Source organism: Chamaesiphon sp. VAR_48_metabat_403 (genome assembly GCF_031422475.1).
In the GTDB taxonomy this organism is placed as follows: Bacteria; Cyanobacteriota; Cyanobacteriia; order Cyanobacteriales; family Chamaesiphonaceae; genus Chamaesiphon.
The window spans coordinates 1-3,962 of record NZ_JANPLS010000113.1 but is presented as its reverse complement, the minus strand read 5'-3'; the positions used below and the strand labels follow the sequence as shown (position 1 = coordinate 3,962).

Sequence of the window (3,962 nt, the reverse complement as noted above, 5' to 3'; positions counted from 1 at the left end):
TCAGCACCATGCTCTGATTCGGGCTGCTATCGCACCAGTGAGGCTTCGGTCTTAACTGTCAGAGCACTTCTCTAGCATAATCCCTGGTCAGTATCCTAGAGCAGTTTCTTTCATCTTTTAAACGACGTAAAACGTCGGCTTCGTTGCTCTGAATGAGAATCGTTGGCGTTAGCCTCTCCAACGGAGAATCGCACTCCAAATCGCTGCTACTAAGTTCTCTTGCTCTGGAGGGAGAGCATCAGGAAAATATCGAGATTTACTCGCCAAACATCTGTTCTAGAAATTCATCCTTAGTCAAGCCGAAGTGTTCAGCGACACTTCGCAGAATAGCATTTAAAGTCCCGATTTTGAGTGGATCGTGGGCGGGGATTGTGATGTGGTGCTTGCTGTCCGTTTGATTGAGTGGTTAAACGAATGTGACTGCCCGTTTGACGGGTGATTTCATAGCCGAAGTTAGATAGGAGTCTAATTAATTGAGTGCTGGATAAATCTCTCGGAACTTTCACGCCGCGAATACCTCGTCTCTAACGATGTGCAGCCTGATGATTTTAGGGCAATGTTCGGGCGTATCGAAATGACAATTTACGGCATCTTTGACCGCGATCTTTAATGTTTCTAGATCGTCAGCTTCGGTGAAAATCGACTCGTTGAGAGCCTGGGCTGTATAGCCACCTTCAGGAGCTTGTTCTACTAAGAAGATAATTTCTGTTGTTGACACGATCGACCCTAAAGATATTGATAGCGTGGTTACTGTATGTCGATCTTATCGTACCTAGTCAGTGAATCGATCGATCGCACTCCAAATCTCTGCTACTAAGTTCTCTGGCTCTGGGCGGATGCCATGGGGCACATTATCGGTGGTGGTGAGCCAGATTATTTGGATCTGTTTGGGTGTGTGAAGTTTGGTGATTGCTTGAATGAGGGTTGGTGTGGGGGTGCGGTGGTAGAGGATGAGGGCGAGGTGGGGTTTGAGGTTGAGGAGTTCGGGTTTGAGTTGGGGGATGTTTTGGATTTGGGGGATGGGTTGGGTGTTGAGGTGGTGGTGGATACGGTTACTGAGTTATGAAGCAGGTCATCAAATCTAGATATCTTGCCAGTCTGTCGCATTGACAAATAGAGAAAGGTGTTTGGGGTTGCTAGTAGCCACGATTGAGGGATATTCATCACTACCAATGAGGATAGCTTGAGCGGCTAAAATCACATCTCCGTCTAAAGCTTTATTATCAGCGGTTGGTTTGCCTTGTTGCCTAACTTGTGCCCACAGTTGGGCTGCTTTGAGCATTACTTCGGTAGTAATCGGAAATATGTGAGCGCGGATTTTAGTTCATCGAGTCGGCGAATACTCTTCATTTTGTTGACTCTGAGCAATTCCCTCCGAATTTCGTAATCGATGATTTCAGGAAGAAGCACATGGAATCCTCGATCGAGTAAGCTCTCTAACCATTGCTGACATTCAATCGCCAAAGGAGTTGCTTTGGGGTTGGTAATTAATCCAACTGGGGTGGAGTCCAGCAAAACAATTTGGGTCATTAGGGATTAGATCGATGTTCTGGGGATGGAGTTGATGATTTCTAGGGTTTGTTGCTGTTCTTCTCGATCGTCATCTGCGTTAAATTTGGCGAACAGATCGGAAATACTGGCTCTTTGAAGATCGAGGGAAGTCAGGGTTCGATCGCGAATCCGATCGACGGCTTGTTGCCATTGCTGCTGGGAAGTGTTGGCTGGATTTTGCAGTGCAGCGTTGTGAGCCGTTGCAGTCTCAATTTTCTGTTCTAGCTGTCTGAGGATTTTTGTCTGTTCGACTAAGGGGAGTCGATCGATCTGCTGTAAAATTTCTGCTAATACGGGACTCATTGTTTTGCCTCGTTGCTTGGTGTCTCTATTTTAGCTGGCTGGGGTGGTTTTAGGCTTTGGTAAATCGTTAGCGTTAGCATCCCCAACGGAGAATCGCACTCCCAATCGCCGCTACTAAGTTCTCTTGCTCTGGAGGAGAACATCAAGATTTAGAGCCATTCTTGTTCAATTATCTCTAAATGTCCCTTCGCCCTGAGCTTGGTATACAAGGCATGGGAGATCGCGTAATAATGTTGTGCCTTTTCTTCATTATCTCTAGCGCGATAAAGCTGGGCTAACCTCCAATCAATCATGGCAATATCCCAAGTCATTTGGAGATCTTCCGTTGCGGAGAGTGCCTTTTTCAACCATATTTCCGCAGCACTAAGATCCCCGCGCATAAACTCATTCTCACCCAATGAAATCAAAGAATTTGCCATCCCCTCTCGATTGTCTAATCGAGTCCAAACGTCGAGAGCTTTGTTGTAGAGGTCTTCGGCTTTATCATAGTCTCGATCCCGCTTGTGGGAGATGAGTCCCAGTACACACCAAGAAGTTGCCATCCCCCCTCGATCGTCTAATTGAGTATAAACGTCGAGAGCTTTGTTGTAGAGGTCTTCAGCTTTATCATAGTCTCGATCCCTCCTATAACGGGCGATATCTCCCAGTAAAATCCAAGTAGCTGCGATTTCCGCTCGATTGTCTAATTGAGTCCAAACGTCGAGAGCTTTATTGTAGAGGTCTTCAGCTTTATCATAGTCACTCCGATTGCGGGCGGTATACCCCAGTGAGACCAAATAAGTTGCTATCAGCCTTTTATTATCTACTTTAATAGCAATAGCGAGAAGGCGCGTTAACCATAACTCTTCCAAATCCCAATAGCACCACATTTTGAGCTTGGGCAAGAGATCGTTAATCACGATCGACACTAGACGTTCACTATTCTCGATCGATCGAGATTCCCAGTGAAAGTGAGCCTCTTCCAGCAGAAATTGTAAATCTTCTAAACTACGATACTCTGCTGGTCGATCGAAAGAACCATACAGTCTAGCGGCAAAGTCGCACAATTGCTGCCGATCCTCTGCAAAAATAGCTTGCAATGTTTCCGCCATCAATGGATGTAAAACATAGCGATTTTCAAACAGCGATTCATCGTACAAACATTGCACCAGATCCGATTTGCCCAACCCAATTAATAACTCCTCCGTTACTTCCTCCGATTCTGGCGTGAATTCCATCGCCTTATCATCCGCTTGCAACAATCTCAGCCTTGTTAGCGCAGGGACATCCATCGCGATCCGCAATACACACATCCGCTGTAACAAATCTTGAGCTGGCGCACCTTGCAACTCCCACTGTTCTCGGACGATCGGTTCGGCTTCATTGGTTACTATCTTCGGTTTATTGCGTAATCTGCCTGGTTGGTTGCGGGAATAAGCAGCCAACCATCCCAGAATCAGCACATTATTCACTTTCTCTGCGATCCATTCCAGATCGTCTTGGTTCTCTCTAGCTCCTAAATCATTGAGGAGTTGGATACTTGCCTCCTTTGAGATACCAGGAATGAGTCGATCGACAACACTAGGATTCAAAGACCTACCACGTCGATAGTTCAAATCGTCTGGAAATGTCCGGCTGGTAATCACGATCTGAGACTTGTGTGCCACATTAGCGAAGCGATTGAGTAATTCACCTACGTCAGTAGATTCAGCACGCCTGCGATCGATCTCCATCACAGATTCCAGGTTATCGATGACTATCAGCCACCGTTCCTCTTGGAGTCGTGCCAAGATGAGATCGATCGTTTGGGCTGGCGTAGAAGCGCGATCTGCACCCAGTCCAAAAGCAGCTAGAAATGCTGATGAGATCGCATCAAAACCTTTACCATTCTCAACTTTAAAGAACAGCGCATTGTCATAACTACAATTCGCTATCGGTGTCGATGTTAATGGATCGATCCCACAAGCCGCCATCAGTTTCACCGCCAAACTCGTCTTACCAATGCCGCCTTGCCCGCGTAGCACCATCACTTGATAGCCTTGCTGCAAGTGGTTATGTAGCTCGGTTAGTAGCTCATCGCGTCCGACCCAATGCCGAATTGGCGGATATTGATTTGGTTTTCGCTGTGG

6 protein-coding genes and 1 pseudogene are annotated in these 3,962 nt (G+C 46.6%); 1 reads left to right on the top strand and 6 read right to left on the bottom strand.

Annotated features, from left to right (window positions below; genetic code table 11):
• Positions 1-256: 256 nt before the first annotated feature.
• A pseudogene (locus tag RMO79_RS05925) lies at positions 257-506 on the bottom strand (type II toxin-antitoxin system HicA family toxin).
• A complete protein-coding gene (locus RMO79_RS05920; protein WP_396136535.1) occupies positions 503-721 on the bottom strand; it encodes a 2-oxoisovalerate dehydrogenase in 219 nt (72 codons plus the stop codon). Before RMO79_RS05920 ends, RMO79_RS05925 begins: the two are co-directional and overlap by 4 nt.
• A 120-nt stretch (positions 722-841) precedes the next feature.
• Here RMO79_RS05920 and RMO79_RS05915 point away from each other — a divergent pair, with 120 nt between their 5' ends.
• Positions 842-1,066, top strand: coding sequence for a hypothetical protein (locus RMO79_RS05915; RefSeq protein WP_310482129.1), 225 nt, complete (start codon positions 842-844; stop codon positions 1,064-1,066).
• A gap of 15 nt (positions 1,067-1,081) precedes the next feature.
• On the opposite strand, the gene RMO79_RS05910 is transcribed toward RMO79_RS05915, so the two are convergent.
• The 4 genes from RMO79_RS05910 to RMO79_RS05895 form a co-directional block, all read right to left on the bottom strand.
• Complete coding sequence (locus RMO79_RS05910) at positions 1,082-1,282, bottom strand: hypothetical protein (protein ID WP_310482128.1); 201 nt, start codon at positions 1,280-1,282, stop codon at positions 1,082-1,084.
• Positions 1,282-1,530 (bottom strand): hypothetical protein, encoded by a 249-nt coding sequence (locus RMO79_RS05905; RefSeq protein ID WP_310482127.1) that lies wholly within the window; start codon positions 1,528-1,530, stop codon positions 1,282-1,284. The genes RMO79_RS05910 and RMO79_RS05905 overlap by 1 nt, the downstream gene beginning before the upstream one ends.
• A gap of 6 nt (positions 1,531-1,536) precedes the next feature.
• The gene (locus RMO79_RS05900; RefSeq protein ID WP_310482126.1) at positions 1,537-1,854 is read right to left on the bottom strand and encodes a hypothetical protein; all 318 of its coding nucleotides are present in this window, start codon (positions 1,852-1,854) and stop codon (positions 1,537-1,539) included.
• A 149-nt stretch (positions 1,855-2,003) separates the two neighbouring features.
• On the bottom strand, positions 2,004-3,962 hold a 1,959-nt coding region (locus RMO79_RS05895; RefSeq protein ID WP_310482125.1), incomplete at its 5' end, for a tetratricopeptide repeat protein.